Genomic DNA, 21,700 nt, shown 5'->3' with positions numbered 1-21,700 from the left:
AGCCTCAAGATGAAAACACCGAATCAAGTGCGAAAAGAGAAAGGCCAGCTACAGGAGCTGGCCTAAAAACTGTCAACCTATTTTAGGACGACACATTGCGTTTAAGGTGCTTTGCTTTCGGGCTTTATAATGAAACGATCAATCTCTAAACCGCTGACTTCTCTATCTCCTCTCAGGTTTAATGCTGAGTGGATTGCCGCTGTATTCTCTAAGCAGGCAAAAGTGTGGGTTGGCTTTAGTGGTGGTGTCGATTCTCATGTTTTGCTTCATGCCTTGGTCAATCAAATCTCAGTGGAGCAAAAACGGCAACTTGTCGTGCTTCATGTTCATCATGGTTTAAGTGCTAATGCCGATAATTGGCTAAAGCATTGTGAGATGATTTGCACCAACCTTGATGTGTCTTTTGTTGCTGAGCGGGTGCAGTTGGAGGCTCAAGCATCCCTAGAAGATGCAGCTCGCAATGCTCGTTACCAAGCCTTTCATAAAGTAATGGGTAAGCAAGACGTTATTTTGCTTGCTCATCATGCTGGCGATCAGGTTGAAACTCTATTGTTCCGTTTGTTGCGTGGAACTGGTGGAAAGGGGTTAGCGGGCATTCCGCAAGAAAGATTAATAGGAAATAGCGGGGCTTGTTTAATTCGACCCTTTTTAAAGGTGTCGAAAAAGGATATTGAAACCTATGCATATCAGCATCAATTGACTCACATTAATGATGAATCGAATGACGATGAGCGCTTTACACGTAACTTTCTTCGTCAAAGTGTTGTGCCGATTTTAAAAGAGCGTTTTCCAAAAATGGAATCTAGCATCGTCTCGAGTGCTGAGCGAATTGCCACGGATTACGAGATGCTTTCTCAGTTTGCTCATCAGCAGTTAGTCAGTTGGTGTAACGAGTTTGGCGGTCTGGATTTGTCATGTATTGCAGATAAGCCATTTGAAGAAAGGTTGTTTTGGTGGCGACATTTTTTACAGGATAATGATGTTTCATTGTCGCAATCTCAGCTGGAAAGTGTTGCCGCTATGTTTTCTAGTGCAGAGGACAAGCAACCAGAATTTGAGTTTTCTCGTGGTCGTATAATGCGTCATCAGAATACAGTATATCTATTGCCTCTGGATAAAGACGTTAAACTGGCTGCATTGTGTCCAGGGGAAAGCTTTAAGCGCGCTTTTGACTGCGTTTGCGTTACCGGAAGCGAGTCATGTGTATTGAAAGCACGACCACAAGGTGAAAGCTTACTAATGCCTAATGGCACAACTCGTAAATTAAAAAAATGGTTTAATGATCACGCTATTCCTAGTTGGTGGCGAGAGCATCTTCCTTATTTGTATGAGGGTGATACATTGGTTGCGATTGGCGATCTATGGCAGCACCCAGATTATACGCACCTCAAAGTGTGTTGGCTTCTAAATCAAAATTTACCTTTTCCTAAAGGTGTCTAGAAAAGTGCTTGCCGAAATAGTTGTGCTTTTATTTGGCTGTTAGGTGCACAATTTTTTGGTGTTATCTAGATATAATTCTATGCTTAATCAATGAACGGGCTTCCGATAACGTCGGTACATTGCCTAATATATTAACGTGACAGGATTTCTTAATGCTTCAAATTGCTGCTCTTGGTGGGTTGGAGTTTAGCCCTCTGGTTGTTTACTTTCCTATCGCTTTCTTGTTAGCGGCACTCACGCGCTTTGTTCTTCATCGTTTAGACTGGTACGACCGTATTTGGAAAGTTGCTTGGTTCGAAGTGTCTTTGTTTGTGTGCTATTTGGCTCTGACTGTTTATGTCCTAGGTGGAAGATAAATCAATGAAAAAATATCTACGAATTTTTATTACTTTATTGGTTATTTTGGCTGCGCTGTTTGCCGGTCGGTGGGTGTGGAATGATTATATGCATTCACCATGGACTCGAGATGGGCGTATTCGCGCTGAAATCGTGACAGTTGCACCTGATGTTTCTGGTTGGGTGACAGACCTGAAAATCACCGATGATCAAATGGTCAAAGAAGGCGAATTACTTTTTAGTGTAGACCGACAGCGCTACCAAGCTGCGCTTAATCAAAGTAAAGCCAGCACAGAAAATGCTAGATACACTTGGCAGCTAGAGAAGCATAAAAATGAACGGCGCACAGCTTTGCGAAAACAAGAAGCTATTAGCGCAGAAGATCTAGAGTCGTCACGCATTAGTACTGAAATTGCCAAAGCTAATTACGATTTGGCCGTTGCGCAACAAGAAACCGCGCAGCTTAATTTGGATCGTACTAATGTTTATGCTCCAGTATCTGGTCATATTATTAATCTGAATTTGCGTAAAGGAAATTATGTTGGGCAGGGTTCTCCTGTTTTTGCGATTGTTCAATCTAATTCGTTTTATGTGACTGGCTACTTTGAGGAAACCAAAATACCGCTTGTTCATTTAAATCAGCCAGCCAAAATCACCTTGCTGAGTGGTGGTAAGCCATTGACAGGTCATGTAGTGAGTATTGGTAAAGCCATAGCGAACACCAATACCCAAAGTAATGGTCAGCTTTTGCCGCAGGTTCAACAAACCTTTAACTGGGTGCGCTTGTCGCAGCGTATTCCTGTTGATATTAAGCTTGATTCATTACCAGAAGGAACTCAACTTAGCGCTGGCATGACGGCCACTATTCATCTGGCTAAACAGTAAGGAGATCGCTTTGGGGATAGTGCTTCGCAATCTGTTTTTACCAGAAAAACAGGCAGTTATTTTTGCGCTGAAAGGCATTATCGCAATGGCGATGGCGCTCACTCTTGCCTTATCTCTAAATCTTGATCGTCCATACTGGGCATTGGTTTCCGCTGTTTTTTTGCAAATGCGCCCTGAAAGCGGTTTGGTGATTGAAAAGGCTATGTGCCAAATTATCGGGACGATTATTGGCGGCCTATTTGGTATTGTGTTGTTAGCGTATTTAATGCCTTACCCTTATTTGGCTTTAGGTGTTCTGGCGTTGTGGTTGGGGGTGAATTCCGCTTTATCTGCTATGGTTCGACAAGCTAACTTTGTCTATGCGTTCGCCATGGCAGCAGTAACGTCGGAGATTATTGTATTAATGGTGATGGCTAGCCCATCCACTGCTGACAGCCAAGCGGTGTTTGATATTGCTCAAGCGAGAGTTAGCGAAATCATTATTGGCTCTATTTGCGCTGGCGTAGTCAGTCATATGTTCTGGCCTGTAAAGGTAAAAGACAGCCTGCAACGACAAGCAAGATCGGTTATTAATCAGACTTTACAGTATCTAGTGACGGAATTGGATAAGTCAGGAACTCATGAAAATCGCCATAAACAGATTGATGGCATTATGGCGACGTTAGGTATGGTTAGCGAAGACTCTAGCGCGGTGAGTTATGAAGGTCCAAAAGGACCAGGGCATACACGAGCGGCTAATCAATTGGCTCAAAAAGTTTTGTCTTTGTTGGCCTTGGTACAAATATTTGGTCGCTTACAGCGTCGCCATACAGAGCTGATGACTCCTACTTTAACTAAACTGCTCGATCGATTGAGAGACGCATTTGGACGGATTGCAGAATCAGAAGATTTTGATTATTGCTTAGAACAAGTCAAAACATTACGCAGTGACCTTGCTGACTATCGTTTGAATAATGACTCAGAGGTGCCTTTCGAATCTCATTTGCTGAATGTCGGTGCAGAGATTACATCGGAATTGACTGTTTTGTTGCGAGCTTTTCGTGCACTGGAAGAGCGCGATAGCACCTTGCTGAATGCACCTAGTATGCTGACTTATCGTGACCCACTAGCGGGACTCATCATTGGTATTCGTACTATGGTTGTATTTTTAATGGGTGCTTGTATTTGGGTTAGTACGGGTTCTTCAGCTGCGCTTATGATTATGATTTTACCAGTCATTTTTTCTATCATGTTGGCTCGATTGCCCTTGATGATTCTAAAAGTGGTTTTGAAACGGCTGCTAATTGGTGTCGTCGTGGCGGTACTGGTAGCGGTTTTATTTGCGTTAAACTTATTGGCTCAGAGTTCTGGCCAATTAGAAATTTTGTTACTTGTACTAGCTGTACCTTATTTTATCGGTTTGTTGCTTCTCTTTGATCGTCAGACTTTGCCATATGGTTTAGGGTTTTGTATTCCTTTTTCTATTCTTGTGAGTCCTAGTCGAGATATGAGTCGGGCTTTTTCTATTGATTTCACAATAAGCTCTGCCATGGCTATTTTTGCTGGCGTAAGTATTTTGTTTTGGGTATTCCACTTAATTACAGGGCCAAGTGTTCAGTTGTTGGTTCACAGGATATTTAAAACGACTTACCAAGATTTATTGAAAGTCAACCAACATGCTGCTCCTGCTGCTTGGTATAACCGTCGGATGGCTGATAGGTTATTGCGCTTAACAAATTACGATCAAGGTTCTAAGTCACGTGCTATTACAGATTTAGCATTAACTGCTTTGAATCTCGGACATGTGTCTGTTCGCCTGCGTTCCATTTGTGAAAACTTGGCTGGTAAGCAACTGCAATCATTAGAAAGGTGGCAGACAGCCTTGGCAGAAGCATTTTTATTAGCAAGTAAGGGGCGGTGTGATGATAGCTTTGAAAAAGCCAGTCAGTCTTTATATTACGAGCTACTTGCTTTGGAAGGCAATTCCAGCCAGGTTGAAGCGATTCAAGGTATGTTTTTGCGCATTAACCTGACTTTTGAGCGCAGTGCAGAAGCCATTGCAATGCAGAAAGTGTAGATAAAAAGTGGCTATATTTTTAATAGCCAATCTGCCTGATCTTTGTATGTTGCAACTAGTTCAGCGTTTAAGCCATCGCTTTGATTTATCCTGTTCATTGCTTGTGTATGGCTAAACCCCCAAGCCTGCATATGGCGATTTGCCAAGCGCTCGATTGCCACGTCAACAGGAATGTCTAAAAACCAATGTTCGTTGAATAAGGCTTGTGACTCTTGCCAGCCATCTTGTTGGTGTAACAGATATAACCCTTCTATTAATATGACTTTTGTTTCTTTTTTGATCGATGCGTCGTTTGCAATTGGGTCGCCAAGGGCATGGTCAAAGCTTGGCCACAATATATCTTCTTGCTGGTAACTTTGTTTAATTTTCTTCACCCGTTCGACAAAGGCCACGCTATCAAATGTCCAAGGCGCACCGCGCCTAGCAAAAGCATCTTCGGCATTGGGCAGGCGATGAAGCTGCTCTTTTGATAAATGGAAACCGTCCATTGAGAGACAAACCACTTGAGTGTCTTGTTGCTTGGTAAAGTGATCGAGTAAATAGTTCGCTAGAGTGCTCTTTCCGGAGCCTGGCCCACCAGTTAAACCTATCAAGCAGCGATTTGGCTGCTTAGTATAGGATTTAATTTTGTTTAGAGCAGTTTGGACATCGGTTGAATTTGCATAGCTGTCGTAAATATCAATAGCCATGATTTCTCCTGTTTTTTGTTTTTTTACTGGTAGTTAGCGCGAGCTTGTTAAGGTGATTCTCCACTTTATGTGAACTGATAATGCAATGAGGTACGTACTTAAGTAAAGCCATAAAGGAAGACTGTTATGTTGCTGAAAGAGCTTAAAAAAATTCTTCATGTTGATAAGGTCAAACTGCATTCTTTGGAGTCTAACCTTTACCAGCTATCAGTGGTGATTGATGGAGACGAGCAATACATCGAAACGGACAATGGACGTTTTATAACCAGCCATAACAAATTAGACCTACAGGCGTTGTTTAAAGGCAAGTCCGTTGGCGCTACGGTGCTTTGTCATCGCAGTGCTTATGACGAAATGATAGGGCAGCCGATTGGTGTTGGGAATATATTAGAGGTACCAATAGGGAATACCGATCTAGCTTAGCTCATTTGATGGGGGAGTTTCTTAGAGAATTTAGAGAGCTGAATTCACATTGTTTAGAACTTGCATCTTCTCACCGCTTTCTTCCATTTTGGAGAATGTTTTTGCGTAGCCGTGAGTAGCGTTTGCATGTTCCCGCATGATGGCTTCAGCACGACTCCCTTGGCCGTTAGTGATGGCATCAAAGACGGCGTGGTGTTGCATATGGGCAAAGTTAAAGCGTCGATATTCTTGAGCTAAGTTATTTTGATCAAATGCTAAAGCGCTAACGGAAGCAAAGGGAAGGTGTTCATTGCGGCTTAATGCTTCAGCGATGGCAGGGTTCAAGCTGGCTTCAATAATAATCTGATGAAAGCGCTGATTTATGTCGTGATAAAGGGCGAGATCTTGTTCGTCTATGCTGCCTTTTACGAATAAGTCATCACCTTGTCTTAATAGTGTTAATAGTTCATGTTTTTGTTCGTTGGATAGCGAATTTTCAGCGGCTTGTCTTGCGGCTAACCCTTCGAGCACGCCGCGTACTTCGATAGAACCGCTGATTTCTGCTTGTGTCACTTGGCGGACAATATACCCCCGTCCGGACAGTTTCGTTAGTAGACCTTCTTGTTCTAAAGTCCTGAAGGCAATGCGTACCGGAGTTCGTGAAACACCAAGTTGCTCAGCGGTGGGGATCTCTGCAAGGCGTTGTCCTGAGGCCAAATCGCCAGATAAAATCATTTGTCGTAATCGACTAATTACTTGTTGTCCAGGTTTGTTCATAGCTCTGGCCCCTACTTTTTATGAAAAATTATCATAACGCATACGAAGACAAAAAAGGAATAATTGGATCCAATAAAGAAGTGTTTATTTATCAATAATTTAGTTTTTTTGGTGTTATTCATTTTACGCATATTGGATCCAATTAATATATATCTATATTGTTTTATGTTTTTTTTCATCTATATTGGATCCAATAAATAAAAATAAAAGCAGGAGAATTCCAATGAGTAAGCAAACTTATCCAAAAAATGCGTGGTATGTCGCAGCTATGTCTGAAGAGGTTATGGGCAGTAAACCTCTTGGTCGTAAGATCTGTGGTGAAAGCATCGCTTTATACCGTTCCCTCGAAAATGAAATTGCTGCGGTATTGGATTTTTGCCCACATCGTGGTGCCGCTCTGTCTTTAGGTTATGTGGAAGACGGTCTTTTGGTTTGTGGTTACCATGGCTTAAAAATGGGCGCGGATGGCAAAACCAAAGAAATGCCTTTGCAGCGAGTAAAAGGCTTTCCATGTATGAAATCCTTCGCAGTTGAAGAGCGTTATGGTTTCATTTGGGTGTGGCCAGGTGACCAATCTCAAGCTGATAAATCATTGATCCCTCATCTAGAATGGGCTGTAAATCCTGAATGGGCTTATGGTGGAGGCTTGTATCATATCAATTGTGATTATCGCCTTATGGTGGATAACTTGATGGATTTGACCCATGAAACCTACGTTCATGCTAGTAGTATTGGTCAGAAGGAAATTGATGAATCACCAGTTTCTACGACAGTAGAAGGTGATAAAGTCATTACCAGTCGTTATATGGAAAACATCATGGCACCACCATTTTGGCAAGCTGCTTTGCGTGGTAATGGTTTGGCCGATGACGTTTTAGTAGATCGCTGGCAAATTTGTCGTTTCAGTCCGCCTTCTCATGTGATGATTGATGTTGGTGTTGCTCATGCTGGTAATGGCGGCTTTGAAGCGCCAGCAGACAAAAAGGCTAGCAGTACTGTAGTGGATTTTATTACTCCAGAAACAGAAACGTCTATTTGGTATTTTTGGGGAATGGCGCGTAATTTTAAACCGGAAGATAAAGCGCTAACCGATACTATTCGTGAAGGGCAAGGCAAAATTTTCGCAGAAGATTTAGAGGTGCTTGAGCGTCAACAACAAAACTTATTAGCATTTCCAGACTATGACTTATTGAAGCTAGACATTGATGCCGGTGGTGTTCAATCACGACGAATTATAGATCGTGTGATTGCGAATGAGCAGCTTGGAAAAGAGCAGGGCAATACTTCAAACACACAAACTACTGCACCTTTGCAGACAGTGTCATTTTAATTAAGTAGGTGCTTACCAGAGCGCTGCTTCTTTGGCTCTCTGGTTAATAAGAATAATAGATTAGGAGTGCCAAATGATTCCGGTCATTGTAAGAAATATGGTCACAGAAGCGCGAGGAATTGTTCGACTTGTGCTGGGCTCTGTAGATGGTTCGGCGCTACCTGCTTTTGAAGCAGGGGCGCATATTGATATTAAGTTGCCAAGTGGTTTAACCCGCCAATATTCATTGTGTCGTCTTCAAGAAGACGCGCAGTACTATGAAATTGCGGTTTTAAAAGACCCACAATCAAGAGGTGGATCCGCTGAAGTTCATAATTTGAGCATAGGTGATTCTATCTCAATAAGTGAACCGAAAAACCATTTTCCTTTGGTGGAAACAAAGCGTCATAGCGTTTTAGTAGCTGGTGGTATTGGAGTAACGCCAATGCTGCCAATGGCGCAGCATTTGCAAAAAATGGGACTGCCTTTTGAATTTCACTATTGTGCAAGATCTCCTGAGACGGCCGCCTTTTCTTCTGCGTTAGAGGCATCCTCTTTTGCAGATAAAATGCATTTCCATTATAGCCAGGTGGCGGGGTCTAGCCGCATGGATGTAGTGAATGTGTTGTCATGTCATTCGAATGACTCGGAACTGTATATTTGTGGTCCAGCGGATTTTATTAATGGCGTCTTGCAGCAGGCAAAAATGTTAGGTTGGCCTGAAGATCGTTTGCATAGAGAGTTTTTTGCAGCACCAGCGCTCGATGAAAATGTAAGTGAAAATACCGCGTTTAAAGTGAAAATTCATAGTACAGGTGAGGTTTTTGATGTTGAAGCTGACCAGAGTATTTTTGAAGTATTAGATACTAATGGTGTTTTCCTTGCCGTCTCTTGTGAATCGGGTGTTTGTGGCACTTGCCAAACAGGAGTTATAGACGGAACCCCAGATCATCGAGATGTCTTTTTGACGGATAAAGAACATGCCCAAGGTAAGCTTGTGATGCCTTGTTGTTCCCGCTCTAAAACGCCTGTCTTGGAGCTGGATTTATAGCTCTGCTTTCACTGTCTTGATTTTTCTTGTAGTGAATCCTTCACTCAATGTAAAACAACTGTGTTTTACATTGAGTGAAGGGGCTTCCGATGTTATTATTTTCCCCCGTCCTGAAGGTACATTGTCATGTGCCTTCAAATCTCATTTTTTTATATTTGTAAGGCGGGTTAAACACTCATGGCGACACGATATATTTTCGTTACAGGCGGTGTAGTTTCATCTCTTGGTAAAGGTTTGGCAGCAGCATCTTTGGCCGCTATCCTTGAATCTCGTGGTCTAAAAGTCACCATGCTAAAGCTAGATCCATACATCAACGTGGATCCTGGCACCATGAGTCCTTTCCAGCACGGCGAAGTTTACGTTACAGAAGACGGTGCCGAAACGGATCTAGATCTAGGCCACTACGAGCGTTTTATTTCCACTAAAATGGGCAAACGCAATAACTTCACCAGTGGCCGTGTTTATCAACATGTTCTTAAAAAAGAACGTCGTGGTGAATACCTTGGTGGAACCGTTCAAGTTATTCCTCATATTACCGATGAAATTAAACGCCGCGTTATTTCTGGTGCTGAAGGCGCAGATGTTGCTTTGGTTGAAATCGGTGGTACGGTTGGTGATATCGAATCACAACCTTTCTTAGAAGCGGTACGTCAGCTTAAAGTTGAATTGGGTGCACGTCGTGCTTTGTTCATGCATTTGACTCTTGTCCCTTACATTCGTACTGCCGGTGAAACCAAAACCAAGCCTACCCAACACTCTGTGAAAGAACTTCGTTCTATCGGTATTCAGCCAGACATTCTTATTTGTCGTTCTGAAGTGTCTATCGAAGCGCCAGAGCGTAAGAAGATCGCCTTGTTTACCAGCGTTGAAGAACGCGCGGTTATTTCCCTTCCTGATGCCGATACTATTTACCGTATCCCTCAGATGTTGAACGACCAAGGCTTAGATAGCTTGATTGTTGAACACTTCAACTTAGATTGTAACATGCCAGACCTTGAAATCTGGAATAAAGTGACTCAAGCGAAATTGAACCCTGAAAAGCAAATCAATATCGCCATGGTTGGTAAATACATGGAGTTGTTGGACGCCTACAAGTCTTTGATTGAAGCGATGGACCATGCGGGCATTCACGCTCGTACTAAAGTGAAACTGCATTACATTGACTCTGAAAGTATCGAAGAAAAAGGTACTGATCAATTAAAAGGAATGGACGCTATTCTTGTTCCTGGTGGTTTCGGCGAACGTGGTGTTGAAGGTAAGATATTAACAGCTCAGTATGCTCGTGAAAACAAAGTGCCTTACTTAGGTATTTGTTTGGGTATGCAAGTAGCGGTTATCGAATTTGCTCGCAATGTGGCAAATTTAGCCGGTGCACACAGCACCGAGTTTAATTTAAAAGCAGAGAACCCAGTTGTTGGTCTGATTACAGAATGGACCAATGCAGAGGGTTCCAAAGAAATCCGGTCAGAGGAATCCGATCTAGGTGGAACGATGCGTCTTGGCGCACAAAACTGTAACCTTACGGAAGGCACAAAAGCCTTTGGAGCTTATGGTGAAGCGGTCATAAAAGAGCGTCATCGTCATCGTTATGAAGTAAATAACTTTTATGTTGAAGATCTGATGAAAGCAGGTCTGACGATTTCAGGTCGTTCAGAAGACAATTCTTTGGTTGAGATGGTAGAGATTGCCGATCACCCTTGGTTTGTTGCTTGTCAGTTCCATCCGGAGTTCACTTCTACACCTAGATATGGACACGGCCTGTTTAGTGCCTTTGTACATGCGGCACTTAAATACGCAGGAAAAGAAAAATAATTTGAGCAAACAGGTAGTTTGTGATTTTTCATTTATTTTAAGAGGTTTGTTATGAGTCAAATCGTTGATATTAAGGCCAGAGAAGTATTAGATTCTCGTGGTAATCCTACTGTTGAAGCTGATGTTATTTTGGCAGACGGCTCCGTAGGTTCAGCGTGTGCACCGTCTGGTGCCTCTACCGGTTCTCGTGAAGCATTAGAATTACGTGATGGCGACAAAAGTCGTTATCTAGGCAAAGGTGTATTGAAAGCGGTTGCAGCGGTTAACGGTCCTATCCGTGACGCTTTGATCGGCAAAGATGCCCTTGCTCAAGCAGAATTAGATCAGATTATGATTGATCTAGATGGCACAGAAAACAAATCTACTTTTGGCGCTAACGCTATTTTGGCGGTTTCTTTGGCAGCGGCGAAAGCGGCAGCAATTTCTAAGAAAATCCCATTATACGCTCACATTGCTGACATCAACGGCACACCAGGCGTTTACTCAATGCCTGTGCCTATGATGAACATCATTAATGGTGGTGAGCATGCAGACAACAACGTTGATATTCAAGAATTCATGATTCAACCAGTTGGTGCGCCAAATTTTCGCGAAGCATTACGTTACGGTGCTGAAATCTTTCATGCGCTGAAAAAAGTATTGAGCGATCGTGGTTTAAGTACAGCAGTTGGTGATGAAGGTGGTTTTGCCCCTGATTTGTCATCCAATGCTGAAGCATTGGCTGTTATTAAAGAAGCCGTTGCAGCAGCAGGTTACGAGCTAGGTAAAGACATCACTTTGGCGATGGATTGTGCTGCCTCTGAGTTTTACGACAAAGAAGCAAACATCTACAACCTTAAAGGTGAAGGTAAGAAATTTACGTCTGAAGAGTTCAACGTCTTCTTACAAGACCTTACTAAGCAGTATCCGATTGTTTCTATCGAAGACGGTCTTGACGAGTCAGACTGGGATGGCTTCGCACATCAAACTAAATTAATGGGCGATAAAATCCAATTAGTGGGTGATGATCTTTTTGTTACCAACACTAAGATTTTGAAACGCGGTATTGATAACGGCATTGCGAACTCAATCTTAATCAAGTTTAACCAAATCGGTTCTTTAACTGAGACGTTAGCTGCTATTAAGATGGCAAAAGATGCTGGTTTTACTGTTGTTATTTCTCACCGTTCTGGTGAGACAGAAGACGCGACTATTGCAGACCTTGCAGTAGGTACAGCAGCTGGCCAAATTAAGACGGGTTCCCTATGTCGTTCTGACCGTGTTGCTAAATACAACCAATTGCTACGTATTGAAGAGCAATTAGGTGGTAAAGCTCCGTACAAAGGTCTTTCTGAGATTAAAGGTCAAGCTTAATATCGTCTTGACTTAAAAAAGGGAGAACTTGGTTCTCCCTTTTTTATTTTTTTTTGATTCAATTCCTTTGATAATAAGGAATGTATTTTTAGGCTTCTGAGGGTGTTATGGCGCGTTTGTTAATTTTCTTCTTCGTCTGTGCCGTGGGTTATCAATCTTATCATTTGTACTTTGGTGAACAGGGCGTTAAGCGCCAAGAAGAGCTGGCAAAGCAAATTGCTTATCAGGAACGAATAAATTTACGCTTAAAACATCGAAATCAAGCACTTAGAGCGCAAGTACATGATCTTCGCCTTGGAGAAGAGGCGGTAGAAGAACACGTTCGTAGTGAGTTGCAATATATAAAAGATGGTGAAGTATTTTATCGTATGGTAAATAAAAAATGACACAGGCTTTCTGGGTTATTATCCCTGCTGCTGGTGTTGGTCAGCGTATGCAAGCAAGTTTTCCCAAGCAATATTTATCACTTGCTGGGGAAACCATTCTAGACCGAACCATAGCCTTGTTTATTTCGCATCCATTAATCGCTGGTGTGTTGGTTGGTGTTGGCCAAGAAGACGCTTATTGGCAGCATTCTAAGTGGTATAATCATGAGCTGGTAAAAGCCTTTGTTGGTGGTGAAGAGCGCAGCGACACAGTGCAAAAAGGATTACGCTATCTTTTAGGTATGCCTGATGTAAATGAACATCAAGTAGTGTTGGTTCATGATGCGGCGAGACCTTTATTGAGCCAAGACGCGCTTAATCGAATTATGAACCACCAATCTGAACACGGTGCTATTTTAGCGATGCCTGCTAAAGATACGGTAAAACTTCAGTTAGCAGAGCAGCCATTAGTGGATGCAACGCTGGACCGGAGTGCTATCTGGTTGGCTCAGACACCACAAAAATTTCCTCTTTCAGCCCTTTTGGATTCATTAGAAAGAGCGCAATTAGAAGGCGTTTCTATAACGGATGAATGCTCTGCGATGGAATTTATTGGTTGGCATCCGGACCTAGTTATTGGTGAGAGTAGCAACATTAAAATAACCTTACCTGAAGATTTGCTGATCGCAGAAGCGCTGTACTCTTACCTTTCAAAATTACACTAACAGTGCATTGTATCGCACAGGAGTAACTATCATGATGCCATTTCGTATCGGCCATGGTTTTGATGTACATAAATTTGGTGAAGGTGATCACATTGTTCTGGGCGGTGTATCAATTCCTTATTCTCAAGGGCTGATAGCTCACTCTGATGGCGATGTAGCTCTACATGCTTTAACAGACGCTTTGTTGGGCGCTGCAGCACTGGGTGATATAGGCAAGCATTTCCCTGATACCGACGACGCATTCGCTGGAGCTGATAGTCGAATCTTATTAAAACGTGCTTACCAAGAAATACAGGCACTGGGTTTTGGTGTGGCTAATGTTGATGTCACTATTATTGCTGAAGCGCCAAAAATGCGTCCTTATATTGATGCAATGCGAGCGAATATTGCCGAGGATTTAGCGGTTGATATCGGCACGGTTAATGTGAAAGCGACAACAACGGAAAAGTTGGGGTTTACAGGGCGTAAAGAGGGAATCGCAGTTGAAGCGGTTGCTCTCATTTTTAAACAGGATCAAATATGAATACCGAATGGCGATACGCTTGGTCTAAGCCGACGGTTACTGGGGATTTGAAAACCCATGTACAGGATTTTTATGTTGAAGAGCAATTAGGTTTTGAACCTGATGGTAAAGGGGAATTTTGCTTCGTATTTATTGAAAAGGAAGGAGTAAATACCGATTTTCTTGCTAAACGTTTGGCTCAACTTGCTGGTATTGCACCTAATAAAGTGACTTACAGTGGCGTAAAAGATCGCCATGCTTGTACGCGCCAGTGGTTCTGTTTGCATGTTTTGAATCAAGAACCAGACTTGTCGACGATTCAAGAAGCGTTCAGGGAGCCTGAAAGTGTTCGAGTGGTTGCACAGTTACGTCATTCCAAAAAGCTTCGTACCGGAACGCATTTAGCGAATCGTTTTGTGATTCGAATGCGCGGTATTCATGGTGATCTGGATGAACTTGAAGCCCGCTTGAATCTGATAAAACTAAGTGGTGTGCCTAATTATTATGGTCCGCAGCGCTTTGGTATAAACGGTAATAATTTGCACTATGGGAAAGACTTTGTCTTAAAAGGGCGGCAAAGTCGCCGCAAGCTTTCTAAGACAGAGTCTTTCTGGTTATCTGCTATTCGATCTTGGTGTTTCAATGAAGCCTTAAGTGACCAAGTTGAAAATGGTATGTGGATGCGTTTGTGTGATGGTGATATCGCTCAGTTTCAGCACAAAGATGAGCAATTCCGCGTGAAGGAAGTTGGTGCTTTGATGCATTTAAGTGTGCAGCGCGGCAGTATAAGCCCTGTTTTACCTATGATTAGTGCAGGTTGGGAAGCGGGTACAGGCGCACAGAGAGAGGCAGCAATTAAAAGCTCTTTGTCAGAGAGTATGGACTTAGTTGATTCACTCATTGCTTTTGATCTTTCTAGAGATAGTCGGTTAGCTCGTCTTGTTCCTATGAACATGGCGTGGGAATTGCTAAGAGAAAGCGAAGAGAATACGCAACTGATTGTGGAGTTTTCTTTACCAAAAGGGTGTTTTGCGACCAGTTTACTTCGCGAGATGATTGATTTTACGGATAAGTCAGCTGAGAAATATCATGAGAATATTGATCGCCAATGATGATGGTCTTGATGCAGTTGGCATACAAACGTTAGCACAACATTTACAGCAAGAATACGATGTTTTAGTGGTCGCCCCTGATCGAAATCGTAGCGGTGCGAGCAATTCTTTGACGTTAACTCGCCCACTGCAACCTACTGAAGTTCGGCCACATTTTTTTCGTGTCGATGGTACACCGACAGATTGTGTCAATTTGGCGCTGTCTGGGATGGTTGATGGTGAGGTTGATTTGGTCGTATCTGGCATCAATCATGGCGCCAACTTGGGTGACGATGTTATTTATTCTGGTACCGTTGCTGCGGCGATGGAAGCGCGTCACCTAGGCCGTCCGGCATTGGCTATTTCTTTGGTTGGGAGTCAGCATTTTGAGACGGCTGCAAAGGTTGTTATTCAACTACTAAAAGATGCTCCGACGCTTACTTTATCAGCGGGTATTTTACTGAATATCAATGTTCCAGATGTTCCATACGGCGAGTTAAAAGGTATTCAGGTTACGCGTTTAGGCTATCGTCATAAAGCTCAAGCCCCAATTTCTGCACAGCACCCGCGTGGTTTACCGAGCTACTGGATTGGCGCTTTGTCTGAGCCTCATGATATGTCTGAAGGGACAGATTTTTGTGCGATTGAAAATGGTTATGTTTCCATTACGCCAATTCACACCGATATGACCTGCTATGAAGCCCAGTCACCACTTGAAAGATGGACTGATACAATAACCCTATGAGTCTTCACGATCTTAATTGGTTAATAACACACTCTGAGTCTCGGTCCTCTAGGATGATTCATCAGCTTAGAGAGCATGGGATTAGTCATGAAGAGCTATTAGCTTTAATGGGGTCTGTTCCTCGTCATGATTTTGTTGAGCCCGCCTTTTCCCATCTTGCGTATTCGGCAACCCCACTTCCAATTGGTCGAAATCAGACGATTAGTCAGCCGCTGACGGTTGCTAGAATGACAGAATGGCTGCTGTCTCATTCTCGACTTGGGCGTGTGTTGGAAGTGGGAACTGGTTCTGGTTATCAAACTCGTATCTTGTCGCATTTTTTTAATAAAGTTCACACTGTCGAACGTCAAGAGTCGCTTTATCTACTGGCGAAACAGCGCTTGTCATCAATGGGGGTGAATAATGTTGAATATTTGTTTGGTGATGGTCAGGCTGGTTGGCCAAATAAAGTAGAGATGGATGCTGTTATTATTACCGCGATGGCGAGCAAAATTCCGTTGGCTTTAACAAATTGCTTAAAGCAGCAAGGGATTCTTATTATGCCAATTGATCATCCTAGCCCACAGATTGGTTGTTGGCGAAAAGAAGGTGATCGTTGGAAATGCTTAGGGACTGAGTCTGCATATTTTGTCCCTTTATTGGAAGGAATGGAATATGCCTAAATGGCTGAAAGTGTACTTGAGTGGCGTATTGATGGGCGCGGCTGATATTGTCCCGGGTGTTTCTGGTGGTACGATTGCGTTCATTTTAGGAGTTTATGAACGCCTTATTAATGCCTTGAGTGGCGTTAATAAAGATAGCTTATGTATGTTATTTAAAGGCAACGTCAAAGCTTTGTGGCAGCATTTTGATGGTGCTTTCTTATTATCATTGGGGGCTGGAATTGTGACCAGTATTTTCTTGCTGGCGGGTTTAATTACACATCTTTTATTAGAATACCCCAGCTATCTATGGAGCTTCTTTTTTGGCCTTATTTTAGCGTCTGCTTATTTTTTAATTAGTCAAATAGAAGGCTTTACCCATAGGCATTTTGCGGGCCTTATTGTTGGGATTGCGATAGGTTCTAGTTTGTCATTACTGGTTCCCACTCAACTGAACACATCCCTTATTATGGTGTTTTTCTCTGGGATGATTGCCATTTGTGCAATGATTTTGCCTGGGATTTCCGGGAGTTTTCTGTTGCTGATGATGGGGATGTATGGATTTATTCTGTCTGCAGTTAAGAGTGTCGATCTTGCCGTGATTGCCACTTTTGCAGCGGGAGCACTGATAGGGCTGTTGAGCTTTTCTAAAATTCTGCGTTATTTACTTAATCATGTAAGGTCCATGACTCTCTCTGTTTTAACAGGTGTTATGCTAGGTGCGCTAGTAAAGGTGTGGCCGTGGAAAGTGACAGATGAGTGGGCGCTAATTGGGGATAAGAAATACCCTATACAAGAGCATTTGATTTTGCCTTGGAATGGTATCAATTTTTATTGGCCAATGGATTTTTTGCTTCCCGTAGTCTTTGTTTTTATGGGGTTTTTGAGTGTGGTTCTCATTTCTTACATTTTTTTACGAAAAGACACAAATGTAAATAATGGGTTGTAAGTGGCAGTTAAGGTGATGAGCTATTTTTTGTAGTGTAGCGAATAGACAGAATATTTTATCGCTAACCCGCTTGATGGGTTGGCTAGGTTTTTTTTGTCTTTTTTTATCTGGTTGCTCTTATGAAGTGCTCCATTATTCGGCGAAAAATAACCGCACATATGCATCGAATAATGCCAGTGTTTCTTCTATTCCATCTTCCGGTATTCATCGTGTTCAAAGTGGTGAAACCTTGTTCTCTATTGCCTTTCGCTACGGATTAGACTATCGAGATTTAGCGAAAGCTAATCGTATTGATGCGCCTTATACAATTTATCCAAAGCAAAAAATTCGTCTGGTAAATAGTGGAGGATCTGTCGCATCAGTAAGTCCGAAATCATCATCGTCTTCAACTCCTTTAATAGTGCAGAGCGCGAAAAGTACACCAGTCAAAACAGTGACGCCGACAACGACTAAAACAGCTGTAACGTCACCAAAGAGCGACACTAAAGACAGTAAAATCACCAGTGATTGGTTCTGGCCAGTAGACGGTCAGGTCACTAGGGGCTTTTCAAATAGCGGCGTTAGTAGTAAAGGTATAGATATAAAAGCAGCAGAAGGAGCTTTGATAACAGCCGCAGCTGATGGAACGGTTGTATATGCAGGCAGTGGTCTAATTGGATATGGAAATCTTGTGATAGTGAAACACAATGATGTGTACCTTAGTGCTTATGCTTATAACGAAAGGATCTTGGTAAAAGAAAAACAAAATGTTCGTGCTGGCGACTCTCTTGCTGTTATTGGTGGTAAGGGAGAGGATAGACCACTTCTTCACTTTGAAGTACGTCGTGATGGTCAGCCGATCGATCCGCTAGATGTTTTACCCAAATAAATTAAGCGAATTGGCGTTTTAAGGAGGGGGCATGAAGTTGGCAAATATGGAAAAAGAAGCAACAAAAGTTTCGAATACGGAGGATTTTGATTTCGAGTCTGTGAGTGAGTATGACGAGAATGAGGATCTAGTAGACGAAGAATTTGAATCGGCAGTAAATGCTCGATATGCGGATGCTGATACTAGTCGCAATTTAGATGTTACTCAGTTGTATCTGAGTGAAATCGGTTTTTCACCACTGCTTAGTGCAGAGGAGGAAGTATACTTCGCTCGCCTTTCTCTTAAGGGTGACGAAAAAGCACGTAAACGCATGATAGAAAGTAATTTGCGTTTGGTTGTGAAAATATCACGACGTTACCTAAATAGAGGCTTATCTTTATTGGATCTTATTGAAGAAGGTAACCTAGGTTTAATTCGTGCCGTCGAGAAGTTTGATCCTGAGCGAGGTTTCCGTTTTTCCACTTATGCAACTTGGTGGATACGACAAACCATTGAGCGTGCGATTATGAATCAAACTCGAACTATTCGTTTGCCTATCCACGTTGTTAAAGAGCTCAATGTATATTTGCGGGCAGCTCGTGAGCTAACACAGAAACTAGATCATGAACCAAGAGCCGAAGAAATTGCAGAAATGCTCGACTGTCCTGTTGAAGACGTGCAGAAAATGCTTGGGCTTAATGAGAAGGTAAGCTCGATAGATGCAACTTTCGGTGGTGAGAATAACGATAAAAGCTTGGTTGAAATTTTAGCGGACACTCTTCACCAAGGGCCTGAAGCTGATCGCCAAGATGGTGATGTTATCCACAGTATTGAATTGTGGCTAAATGAACTGAGTGAGAAGCAGTGTGAGGTGATTACTCGTCGCTTTGGGCTACGAGGTCACGAGGCTAGTACACTTGAGCATGTTGGTGCTGAGATAGGTCTGACTCGTGAGCGAGTTCGCCAGATTCAAGTAGAGGCATTGCGCAAGCTGCGATTGATCATGGATAAGGAAGGGCTGGCTTTAGACGATGTTATCCGCCTCGATGATTGATTGCGTACTCGGTTAAAAAAACAGATATGAAGTGGCCCCCAATAGTTGGACAACCAACATTGGGGGTTCTTTTTTATCAAAGCAATACTAGGTTATTAGGTGTCTTGGTGTTGTTCTGGGTTGGTGATCTCTTCAACATACTGTTGAATTTGTTGTTTATACTTGTCAGAAAGTCCTTTTACTTCATACGCTAAAATTTCGTTGCCGTCATCCTCTATTATCTCTGGTAGCCCAGTAAAAACACGGTTTTGAATGTGAGATAAGGTGAAAATGTCATCGCTAATAACCAAGGTGTTCATGCTTTCTGAACGACTGAGTTGATGAATGTTGCTTAAGAGCGCTTCTATATCATCTGGTTCAAAGTGATTCTCTTTTACCATATTGGTTATGTAGGGGTTACCTTGATGCAGGCCTAAATGAAAGTTGAGTTTGGGGATGTTTGTGTACAAATCGTTTTCAAGTAATTTATCCATTAAGCCCAGAAAGAGCTGGGCAGTACAGACAGCATTAATATAGAGATTATCCTCACAATGACGCGCGCTGAAAAGAATGATCGCCGAATCATTTTTATACTGATGAACTTGACCTAAGTACATTTCACTTGCTTGGAACATAGCTCTATAAACAGGAGTTAACAGGTTAGCGACTTGCAATGGCGTCATGGTCTCATGCCATTCTTTTAGGTTAAGAATGTCGAAATACAACACGCAACTACGGTTTCTAGATTCTTCAAAAATAGCTTCGAAATTCATTTCGAATTGAGGCTTTGCTAACTCGGCTATTTTTTCTTCTTTCGCTTCGCTTGCTTTCTCTATGATCGCCTCTTGAGGTTTTATTGCCTGTACTATCGTAACAGCCTTCAGTAGCGCTCGTGCTTCTTTATAAGGAGGTACTGGTATGTCAGCAGGGCTTTTTCCTTTACTGTAAGCAATAAGCGCTGATGTTGCTTCATTCACCGGAGTGAGTAGCCATTTGGTGACGAGTATGATCACTAATAACGCTATGGTACAAGTAAAAATAGCAACACCGATTAAAAGGTTATTCAAATGCTGGAGTGTCGCTTGGGCGGGGGTTTTATCTAGAGTAATAAGAACATGACCAACAATTTCATCCCTAAACTTGATGCTTGAACTGTACACTCGACGTTTGTCGTTAGGACGAAAGTCTTGTTCAGACTGCATTCCAGAATGACCGCTGTCGGCTTCTGCAAGTAGTTCGTCTTTTTTGTTATAGACTCGAGCACTTAATATATTGTCGTCAACCACTAGTCGATTCAACAAAACATTAAGGCTTAATAAATCGTTGTTCAATATCGACTGTGTAGCATTAAAAGCTGCTTGGGTTGCTAAACTGCTACCTAATACTTCTGTTTGTTGTGATAAATAGTTTCCCAGGGCATGGGTCATCGTATACCAAAAAATACAGACGGTAAGAATCATTAATGAAATAAAAGTGGCAATGGTGACAACTGATGCGCTGAGCTTCTCTCGTATAAATGCACGAATTGCATGGGTTTTAGGCTGGATGTCCATTCATTTCCTTTGGTAACACGTAGAACAATGACTAAAGTATACACATCATAACGGCTATTTTCTGAATTCTTTAAAGTAGAACAGGTGCTTAGCGAAAAGAAAACGATTTGCTATAGTAGGCGTCTTATTAAATTAGGAGCGTTTATGTCTGCCAGTATTACTCTTATGGGGGCTTTGAGCCCTGAATATCTTGATAAATTTAACGCTTGGTTAGACGCGCGCAGTCTGCAAGGGGCAATTCGTTTGCTTACTGAAGCAGGTGATCCCATTGCGGTTGCACAAGTTATGTTGGCTAGTGAGGCGGCGAATAGTGCCGTTATTCGCACAGAGTTGCTAGCGTTATCTAATGAGACTGGAATAGACCATATTTATCAGTCGACTATGGTGGATATCCACAATGCAGGTGTTGCTGTCTTTGATATGGATTCAACGCTGATTAAGGCAGAGGTAATGGACGAGCTAGCAGTTGATGCTGGGATTGGAGAGCAGATTTCAGTGATCACAGCGAGCGCTATGCGTGGAGAAATAGACTTCGTTGAAAGCTTTGTTCAGCGCTTAGCCTTATTAAAGGGCCTTAGCAGTGATGTTATGGACAGTGTGTATCAACGTATCCAGCATATGGATGGCATTTCCACCTTAATGGCTGTGCTGCATCATTATGGTTGGCATACCGCTATCTTATCAGGTGGCTTTACGTATTTTGCTGATCGTGTCCAGGCGGATTACGGGATGTCTGAAGTGCATGCTAATGTTCTCGAAATTCAAGATGGCGCATTAACAGGTCGCCATCTAGGCGATATTGTTGATGGTGAACGTAAAAAACTATTATTAACAAATATTGTTGAAGCGAAAAAGTCGGATTGGAGTCAAACAATAGCGTGTGGTGATGGTGCGAATGATTTGTTGATGCTTAATCATGCTGCTTTGGGTGTTGCTTTGCATGCAAAACCTTTGGTAAGAGAAAAGGCCCCTTGTCCGATGAATAACCTTGGTCTAGACGGTATTTTGTATTTACTCGGTATGTCATCCGCTGAAATTCGAGATGTGACTAAATAACTATTACTTTGGGTTATGTGGTAAAGCACGATACCTCTATTTTTAGGTCTTCTTAGAGAGAGTACTATTGCCCTTTCTAAAAG

General features: G+C 42.4%; 22 protein-coding genes. 19 read left to right on the top strand and 3 right to left on the bottom strand.

The window, feature by feature from the left end; translation table 11 throughout:
* The first annotated feature begins 129 nt into the window (after positions 1–129).
* From tilS to DFP77_RS17070, 4 genes are all read left to right on the top strand, one after another.
* On the top strand, positions 130–1,440 hold the full coding sequence (gene tilS / locus DFP77_RS17085; RefSeq protein ID WP_114413435.1) for a tRNA lysidine(34) synthetase TilS: 1,311 nt from the start codon (positions 130–132) through the stop codon (positions 1,438–1,440).
* A 152-nt stretch (positions 1,441–1,592) separates the two neighbouring features.
* Positions 1,593–1,796, top strand: a complete 204-nt coding sequence (locus DFP77_RS17080; protein WP_114413434.1) for a DUF1656 domain-containing protein — start codon at positions 1,593–1,595, stop codon at positions 1,794–1,796.
* Positions 1,797–1,800: 4 nt separating this feature from the next.
* Positions 1,801–2,661, top strand: a complete 861-nt coding sequence (locus DFP77_RS17075) for an efflux RND transporter periplasmic adaptor subunit (RefSeq protein ID WP_114413433.1) — start codon at positions 1,801–1,803, stop codon at positions 2,659–2,661.
* Between the two features lie 19 nt (positions 2,662–2,680).
* Entirely contained in the window at positions 2,681–4,717 is a 2,037-nt protein-coding gene (locus DFP77_RS17070; protein WP_258861203.1) for an FUSC family protein, read from the top strand.
* A gap of 11 nt (positions 4,718–4,728) precedes the next feature.
* Here the strand turns inward: DFP77_RS17070 and DFP77_RS17065 are convergent, their stop codons facing one another.
* Complete coding sequence (locus DFP77_RS17065) at positions 4,729–5,406, bottom strand: nucleoside/nucleotide kinase family protein (protein ID WP_239544323.1); 678 nt, start codon at positions 5,404–5,406, stop codon at positions 4,729–4,731.
* Positions 5,407–5,532: 126 nt separating this feature from the next.
* Between DFP77_RS17065 and DFP77_RS17060 the strand changes: the two genes are divergently transcribed.
* Positions 5,533–5,829 carry a DUF6482 family protein gene (locus DFP77_RS17060; RefSeq protein WP_114413430.1) on the top strand — a complete coding sequence of 99 codons (297 nt, stop codon included), beginning with the start codon at positions 5,533–5,535 and terminating at the stop codon, positions 5,827–5,829.
* Between the two features lie 30 nt (positions 5,830–5,859).
* On the opposite strand, the gene DFP77_RS17055 is transcribed toward DFP77_RS17060, so the two are convergent.
* On the bottom strand, positions 5,860–6,585 hold the full coding sequence (locus DFP77_RS17055) for a GntR family transcriptional regulator (protein ID WP_114413429.1): 726 nt from the start codon (positions 6,583–6,585) through the stop codon (positions 5,860–5,862).
* Between the two features lie 223 nt (positions 6,586–6,808).
* On the opposite strand from DFP77_RS17055, the gene DFP77_RS17050 reads away from it, so the two are divergent.
* From DFP77_RS17050 to rpoS, 13 genes are all read left to right on the top strand, one after another.
* Complete coding sequence (locus tag DFP77_RS17050) at positions 6,809–7,915, top strand: aromatic ring-hydroxylating dioxygenase subunit alpha (protein ID WP_114413428.1); 1,107 nt, start codon at positions 6,809–6,811, stop codon at positions 7,913–7,915.
* 73 nt (positions 7,916–7,988) lie between these two features.
* A complete protein-coding gene (locus tag DFP77_RS17045; RefSeq protein WP_114413427.1) occupies positions 7,989–8,945 on the top strand; it encodes a PDR/VanB family oxidoreductase in 957 nt (318 codons plus the stop codon).
* A 177-nt stretch (positions 8,946–9,122) separates the two neighbouring features.
* The gene (gene pyrG, locus DFP77_RS17040; RefSeq protein ID WP_114413426.1) at positions 9,123–10,757 is read left to right on the top strand and encodes a CTP synthase; all 1,635 of its coding nucleotides are present in this window, start codon (positions 9,123–9,125) and stop codon (positions 10,755–10,757) included.
* Positions 10,758–10,808: 51 nt separating this feature from the next.
* Positions 10,809–12,110 (top strand): phosphopyruvate hydratase, encoded by a 1,302-nt coding sequence (gene eno / locus DFP77_RS17035; RefSeq protein WP_114413425.1) that lies wholly within the window; start codon positions 10,809–10,811, stop codon positions 12,108–12,110.
* 107 nt (positions 12,111–12,217) lie between these two features.
* Positions 12,218–12,496 carry a septum formation initiator family protein gene (locus DFP77_RS17030; RefSeq protein WP_012069014.1) on the top strand — a complete coding sequence of 93 codons (279 nt, stop codon included), beginning with the start codon at positions 12,218–12,220 and terminating at the stop codon, positions 12,494–12,496.
* The gene (gene ispD / locus DFP77_RS17025) at positions 12,493–13,200 is read left to right on the top strand and encodes a 2-C-methyl-D-erythritol 4-phosphate cytidylyltransferase (RefSeq protein WP_114413424.1); all 708 of its coding nucleotides are present in this window, start codon (positions 12,493–12,495) and stop codon (positions 13,198–13,200) included. Before DFP77_RS17030 ends, ispD begins: the two co-directional genes overlap by 4 nt.
* Before the next feature lie 31 nt (positions 13,201–13,231).
* Positions 13,232–13,723: a 2-C-methyl-D-erythritol 2,4-cyclodiphosphate synthase gene (gene ispF / locus DFP77_RS17020; RefSeq protein ID WP_114413423.1), complete on the top strand. Its 492-nt coding sequence runs from the start codon at positions 13,232–13,234 to the stop codon at positions 13,721–13,723.
* On the top strand, positions 13,720–14,814 hold the full coding sequence (truD, locus tag DFP77_RS17015; RefSeq protein WP_114413422.1) for a tRNA pseudouridine(13) synthase TruD: 1,095 nt from the start codon (positions 13,720–13,722) through the stop codon (positions 14,812–14,814). Before ispF ends, truD begins: the two co-directional genes overlap by 4 nt.
* Entirely contained in the window at positions 14,792–15,538 is a 747-nt protein-coding gene (surE, locus tag DFP77_RS17010) for a 5'/3'-nucleotidase SurE (protein ID WP_114413421.1), read from the top strand. Before truD ends, surE begins: the two co-directional genes overlap by 23 nt.
* Complete coding sequence (locus tag DFP77_RS17005) at positions 15,535–16,200, top strand: protein-L-isoaspartate(D-aspartate) O-methyltransferase (RefSeq protein WP_114413420.1); 666 nt, start codon at positions 15,535–15,537, stop codon at positions 16,198–16,200. Before surE ends, DFP77_RS17005 begins: the two co-directional genes overlap by 4 nt.
* On the top strand, positions 16,193–17,128 hold the full coding sequence (locus DFP77_RS17000; RefSeq protein WP_114413419.1) for a DUF368 domain-containing protein: 936 nt from the start codon (positions 16,193–16,195) through the stop codon (positions 17,126–17,128). The genes DFP77_RS17005 and DFP77_RS17000 overlap by 8 nt, the downstream gene beginning before the upstream one ends.
* A gap of 124 nt (positions 17,129–17,252) precedes the next feature.
* Entirely contained in the window at positions 17,253–17,996 is a 744-nt protein-coding gene (locus tag DFP77_RS16995; RefSeq protein ID WP_239544320.1) for a peptidoglycan DD-metalloendopeptidase family protein, read from the top strand.
* Positions 17,997–18,027: 31 nt separating this feature from the next.
* Complete coding sequence (gene rpoS / locus DFP77_RS16990; RefSeq protein ID WP_114413417.1) at positions 18,028–19,029, top strand: RNA polymerase sigma factor RpoS; 1,002 nt, start codon at positions 18,028–18,030, stop codon at positions 19,027–19,029.
* Positions 19,030–19,124: 95 nt separating this feature from the next.
* On the opposite strand, the gene DFP77_RS16985 is transcribed toward rpoS, so the two are convergent.
* On the bottom strand, positions 19,125–20,561 hold the full coding sequence (locus DFP77_RS16985) for an AhpA/YtjB family protein (protein WP_114413416.1): 1,437 nt from the start codon (positions 20,559–20,561) through the stop codon (positions 19,125–19,127).
* 144 nt (positions 20,562–20,705) lie between these two features.
* Between DFP77_RS16985 and serB the strand changes: the two genes are divergently transcribed.
* Positions 20,706–21,617, top strand: coding sequence for a phosphoserine phosphatase SerB (gene serB / locus DFP77_RS16980; protein WP_114413415.1), 912 nt, complete (start codon positions 20,706–20,708; stop codon positions 21,615–21,617).
* The last annotated feature ends 83 nt before the right edge of the window (positions 21,618–21,700 follow it).

Source organism: Marinomonas foliarum, from assembly GCF_003337275.1.
In the GTDB taxonomy this organism is placed as follows: Bacteria; Pseudomonadota; Gammaproteobacteria; order Pseudomonadales; family Marinomonadaceae; genus Marinomonas; species Marinomonas foliarum.
Note: the sequence above shows the minus strand (reverse complement) of the source record. Positions and strands in the feature narration are given on the sequence as shown.

Coding starts and splice junctions, on each gene's coding strand:
- tilS (WP_114413435.1), top strand. CDS start 130: ATGAAACGATCAATCTCTAAACCGCTGACTTCTCTATCTCCTCTCAGG.
- DFP77_RS17080 (WP_114413434.1), top strand. CDS start 1,593: ATGCTTCAAATTGCTGCTCTTGGTGGGTTGGAGTTTAGCCCTCTGGTT.
- DFP77_RS17075 (WP_114413433.1), top strand. CDS start 1,801: ATGAAAAAATATCTACGAATTTTTATTACTTTATTGGTTATTTTGGCT.
- DFP77_RS17065 (WP_239544323.1), bottom strand. CDS start 5,406: ATGGCTATTGATATTTACGACAGCTATGCAAATTCAACCGATGTCCAA.
- DFP77_RS17060 (WP_114413430.1), top strand. CDS start 5,533: ATGTTGCTGAAAGAGCTTAAAAAAATTCTTCATGTTGATAAGGTCAAA.
- DFP77_RS17055 (WP_114413429.1), bottom strand. CDS start 6,585: ATGAACAAACCTGGACAACAAGTAATTAGTCGATTACGACAAATGATT.
- DFP77_RS17050 (WP_114413428.1), top strand. CDS start 6,809: ATGAGTAAGCAAACTTATCCAAAAAATGCGTGGTATGTCGCAGCTATG.
- DFP77_RS17045 (WP_114413427.1), top strand. CDS start 7,989: ATGATTCCGGTCATTGTAAGAAATATGGTCACAGAAGCGCGAGGAATT.
- pyrG (WP_114413426.1), top strand. CDS start 9,123: ATGGCGACACGATATATTTTCGTTACAGGCGGTGTAGTTTCATCTCTT.
- eno (WP_114413425.1), top strand. CDS start 10,809: ATGAGTCAAATCGTTGATATTAAGGCCAGAGAAGTATTAGATTCTCGT.
- DFP77_RS17030 (WP_012069014.1), top strand. CDS start 12,218: ATGGCGCGTTTGTTAATTTTCTTCTTCGTCTGTGCCGTGGGTTATCAA.
- ispD (WP_114413424.1), top strand. CDS start 12,493: ATGACACAGGCTTTCTGGGTTATTATCCCTGCTGCTGGTGTTGGTCAG.
- ispF (WP_114413423.1), top strand. CDS start 13,232: ATGATGCCATTTCGTATCGGCCATGGTTTTGATGTACATAAATTTGGT.
- truD (WP_114413422.1), top strand. CDS start 13,720: ATGAATACCGAATGGCGATACGCTTGGTCTAAGCCGACGGTTACTGGG.
- surE (WP_114413421.1), top strand. CDS start 14,792: ATGAGAATATTGATCGCCAATGATGATGGTCTTGATGCAGTTGGCATA.
- DFP77_RS17005 (WP_114413420.1), top strand. CDS start 15,535: ATGAGTCTTCACGATCTTAATTGGTTAATAACACACTCTGAGTCTCGG.
- DFP77_RS17000 (WP_114413419.1), top strand. CDS start 16,193: ATGCCTAAATGGCTGAAAGTGTACTTGAGTGGCGTATTGATGGGCGCG.
- rpoS (WP_114413417.1), top strand. CDS start 18,028: ATGAAGTTGGCAAATATGGAAAAAGAAGCAACAAAAGTTTCGAATACG.
- DFP77_RS16985 (WP_114413416.1), bottom strand. CDS start 20,561: ATGGACATCCAGCCTAAAACCCATGCAATTCGTGCATTTATACGAGAG.
- serB (WP_114413415.1), top strand. CDS start 20,706: ATGTCTGCCAGTATTACTCTTATGGGGGCTTTGAGCCCTGAATATCTT.